Source organism: Escherichia coli, assembly GCF_036503815.1.
Taxonomy (GTDB): Bacteria; Pseudomonadota; Gammaproteobacteria; order Enterobacterales; family Enterobacteriaceae; genus Escherichia; species Escherichia coli_F.
Map to the genome: position 1 here is coordinate 1 of NZ_AP027768.1, position 4,145 is coordinate 4,145.

Annotated in this window: 2 protein-coding genes and 4 pseudogenes; 4 read left to right on the forward strand and 2 right to left on the reverse strand. The window is 50.8% G+C overall.

The features are described from left to right. Positions 1–405 precede the first annotated feature (405 nt). Together AABJ99_RS24945 and AABJ99_RS24950 are read left to right on the forward strand one after the other, a co-directional pair. A complete protein-coding gene (locus tag AABJ99_RS24945; RefSeq protein ID WP_071778980.1) occupies positions 406–519 on the forward strand; it encodes a replication initiation protein in 114 nt (37 codons plus the stop codon). Between the two features lie 307 nt (positions 520–826). Then, positions 827–958 (forward strand): annotated as a pseudogene (locus AABJ99_RS24950) (zinc ribbon domain-containing protein); the annotation flags it as partial. Between the two features lie 148 nt (positions 959–1,106). Here AABJ99_RS24950 and AABJ99_RS24955 read toward each other — a convergent pair. Next, positions 1,107–1,569 (reverse strand): annotated as a pseudogene (locus AABJ99_RS24955) (transposase). Between the two features lie 194 nt (positions 1,570–1,763). Here AABJ99_RS24955 and wzz(fepE) point away from each other — a divergent pair. Continuing rightward, positions 1,764–2,906, forward strand: a complete 1,143-nt coding sequence (gene wzz(fepE) / locus AABJ99_RS24960; RefSeq protein WP_021544858.1) for an LPS O-antigen length regulator Wzz(fepE) — start codon at positions 1,764–1,766, stop codon at positions 2,904–2,906. 37 nt (positions 2,907–2,943) lie between these two features. Here wzz(fepE) and AABJ99_RS24965 read toward each other — a convergent pair. Next, a pseudogene (locus tag AABJ99_RS24965) lies at positions 2,944–3,186 on the reverse strand (cupin domain-containing protein); the annotation flags it as partial. Between AABJ99_RS24965 and AABJ99_RS24970 the strand changes: the two are divergent. Beyond that, a pseudogene (locus AABJ99_RS24970) lies at positions 3,183–3,365 on the forward strand (TM2 domain-containing protein); the annotation flags it as partial. The pseudogenes AABJ99_RS24965 and AABJ99_RS24970 sit on opposite strands and share 4 nt — an antisense overlap. Positions 3,366–4,145 lie beyond the last annotated feature (780 nt).

Genomic DNA, 4,145 nt, shown 5'->3' on the forward strand with positions numbered 1-4,145 from the left:
GCACTGGCGCGTACGGTGCCGAAGATAAGTCCGGGGATATTCCGCTTCCTCGCTCACTGACTCGCTACGCTCGGTCGTTCGGCTGCGGCGAGCGGAGGGAACGGAGACATTAAGGCACAGGCAATGAGAGAGGATCGAGAGGCAAAAGAAAAGGCCGCGGCGTTGCCGGTTTTCCATAGGCTCCGCCCCCCTGACAAGCATCACAGAATCTGACGCTCAAATCAGTGGTGGCGAAACCCGACAGGACTTAAAGATACCAGGCGTTTCCCCCTGGTGGCTCCCTCGTGCGCTCTCCTGTTCCTGCCTTTCGGTTTACCGGTGTCATTCCGCTGTTATGGCCGCGTTTATCTCATTCCACGCCTGACACTCAGTTCCGGGTAGGCAGTTCGCTCCAAGCTGGACTGTATGCACGAACCCCCCGTTCAGTCCGACCGCTGCGTCTTCTCCGGTAACTATCGACTTGAGTCCAAGCCGGAAAGACACGACAAAGCGCCACTGGCAGCAGCCACTGGTAACTGATTTAGAGGAGTTAGTCTTGAAGTTATGCGCCTGTTAAGGCTAAACTGAAAGAACAGATTTGGTTACTGCGCTCCTCATAAGCCAGTTACCACGGTTCAAAGAGTTGCAGCTCTGAGAACCTTCGAAAAACCGCCTTGCTGGGCGGTTTTTTCGTTTACTGAGCAAGAGATTACGACGCTACAGAAAGGATCTCAAGAAGATCCTTCACCATAATGGAAATCTATCCCACCCGAGCATATAGGATGCATATCGTTATAAAACATCGGATATTATGCATCCCAACTAAAAATAAGCTCGAGGATAAAAAATGAGTTCAATGGTTTACTGCCGAGGATGCGGCAAGGAAATACACGAAACAGCAAAGTCATGCCCACACTGCGGAGCCACAAACGCCTCTTCAGGTTCAGGTGAAAAAAGTAGAATCGCAGCCGCGCTATTAGGGAAGGTGCGAATAAGCGGGGAAATTCTTCTCGGTTGACTCAGTCATTTCATTTCTTCATGTTTGAGCCGATTTTTTTCTCCCGTAAATGCCTTGAATCAGCCTATTTAGACCGTTTCTTCGCCATTTAAGGCGTTATTCCCAGTTTTTAGTGAGATCTCTCCCACTGACGTATCATTTGGTCCGCCCGAAACAGGTTGGCCAGCGTGAATAACATCGCCAGTTGGTTATCGTTTTTCAGCAACCCCTTGTATCTGGCTTTCACGAAGCCGAACTGTCGCTTGATGATGCGAAATGGGTGCTCCACCTTGGCCCGGATGCTGGCTTTCATGTAACCGGGCAAACAGACGCATGGAGGCGATTTCGTACAGAGCATCTTCGATCGCGCCATCGCTCAGGTTGTACCAATGCTGCATGCAGTGAATGCGTAGCATGGTTTCCAGCGGATAAGGTCGCCGGCCATTACCAGCCTTGGGGTAAAACGGCTCGATGACTTCCACCATGTTTTGCCATGGCAGAATCTGCTCCATGCGGGACAAGAAAATCTCTTTTCTGGTCTGACGGCGCTTACTGCTGAATTCACTGTCGGCGAAGGTAAGTTGATGACTCATGATGAACCCTGTTCCATGGCTCCAGATGACAAACATGATCTCATATCAGGGACTTGTTCGCACCTTCCCTAAATCTGATAGTCGGTCTACAGATAGATCAATCTGGCGTTCAGATTATTCTTACTTTCTTGTATCATCCGACCACTGCAACCAATCAGGCAGAAATTTACTGCGCTCCAAAAAGAAGAACGGTTATGTCAGCGATGGATTTCAAGAAAAACACGGACCTCGATTTTCCCCGTTATGCCACTCCGGCGGTAAGCACCAAAGAGATAGATCTCCTGGGGTTGTTAGACGTACTTCTGGCAGCCAAAAAACGTATTGTGACGATCGTCCTGGCGTTCGCCGTAGTAGGGTTGGCCATTGCGTTTTTAATCCCGCAAAAATGGACCAGTAAAGCCGTGATCACGCCGGCCGAGCAGACGCAGTGGAACACGCTGCGCCAGATGATGGTGACGCTGCAGGTGCTGGACGTCGACGCGAAGGTGAGCCGTGGAGACGTGTTTAACCTGTTCATCAAAAAGTTTCAGTCGCAGTCGCTGCTCGAAGAGTACATGAAAACCTCCCCGTACGTGATGTCTCAGCTGGAAGGCACCGAGGTAGACCCGCTGGAGCTGCATCGCGCGGTGGTGAATATTGCTGAGAAAATGAAAGCGACAGATAACACGCAGGTTAAAGACGCAGACAAAGCGCCGTATACCTCATGGACGCTGAGCTTTACCGCCCCGACGGCGGGAGACGCGCAGACGGTTCTGGAAGGTTACATCAACTATATCTCCCGCATTGTTGAGCAGGAGACGATGGAAAATATCCGTAACCAGATCACGCTGAAAACGAAAGTCGTTCAGCAGCAGCTGGAGCTGGATCGCGTGCGTCTGACCAATATCCACAACACCAACCTGCAGCGCCTCAACTATTCGCTGGAAGTGGCGAACGCGGCAGGCATTAAGAAGCCGGTTTACAGCAACGGACAGGCGGTAAAAGACGATCCTGACTACTCCGTGGCGCTGGGTGCTGACGGTATTGCGCAAAAGCTGCAGATTGAAAAGAATCTGAAGGACGTGGCCGAGCTGAATGCGGATTTCCAGAACCGTGAATACTATCTGACTCAGTTGCAAAAACTGTCCGTGGAAGACGTGAAGCTTGAACCCTTCAGGTATCAGCTTTCACCGTCACTGCCGGTGAAAAAAGACGGTCCGGGCAAAGCCCTGATTGTGCTGCTGGCAGGGATTCTGGGCGGCCTGTTTGCCTGCGGCAGCGTGCTGCTGCGTGAGGCAATGCTCTCGCGTAATCCGTTGCCAGAGCCGATAACGGCCGTAACGCCAGCAACAGAGTAACGACGATATTAAAAAGGCGCTGATTCAGCGCCTTTTTTTATTTCAGGAAATCGTCGCGCACCGGCGTAAAGGTATCCAGAAGGGTGCCGGGCTTCAGGCAAATGCAGCCGTGCATCACGTGCGGCGCTTTATAGAGCGTATCGCCCGCCGTCACGATCTGCTTTTCTTCACCTATCGTAAACTCGAACTCCCCGGAGAGCACATAGGTAAGCTGTTCATGCGGGTGATTGTGCATCGGGCCAATCGCACCCTGCTCAAAATTGACCTCCACCGCCATCATCTTTCTTAGCATTCTTCCTTGGTGGATTTGGCGTACATAAATTTTACTTAGGTAAAATAGGACAGGGATTCCTGTATCTAATTTTTTGCTGGACATTCATACCCGCGATCATCGCGTTTATTGAGTTTATTATTTATCTATGCGATTCCGATGAAAAATTCGCAAGAAAATATGGCTAACTCATAGCAAAAAAGCCCTGCGGGGCTTTTTTTGTACCAGTCTGTGAGGCAGATTTACCATAACATCCGTTGCGTGCACCGCCTGAGAGGCTCTCAGGGCGTTTCTGGGTCTTCCTGCCTGTTTCCGACACTTCCCTGTGCCTATATCGTGAAAAAACGCGCCTGATGATTCTGGCGCGTCTGCATGGCTATGCACACACATGCATGGCCGGGATTTTAGCGGCTAAAATCCGGCTGGACGCCCAAAAGCACCACTGAACCTCACGAATAACGCCTCACGGGTGTGCAGTTTACTGTGCGGCCGTGAGGCGTTGGCCAGGCCGTCAGGCATGGCTGGATTTATTGCTAAGGGGGTCGGATTTAACGTGGATGAATCAGCACGCAGTGATGAACGGGATTCGGAAGGGGCACCCTTGCGGCGCGGCGATGTATACATCGCTAACGTGCCTTGGTCATTTATTGCAAGAAGGGAGAGGTAGCATTTTGATAGCAAAAAAGTAGCAAAAGGATAGCAACCGAAAGACCAGAAGACTCTGGAGATAGCAAAAAAGTAGCAAAATGGTAGCAAAAAGATAGCAAACATGCGGGAGCTAACCAGGAGTCTTTAGCGGGCCGGCGGTACTCCAAAAACACATCTTGTCCCGCTGTTTTGTGAATAAGCCAGCATAGCTGTGGGCACAAAACATTTCCTGTCCGCTGCTTTAACCTTTGTAATCCAGGAACGTCAGGTGACGTCACTTTGCGGCGTTAGCCCTATCCTGCATCGTATTAAAAAATGCA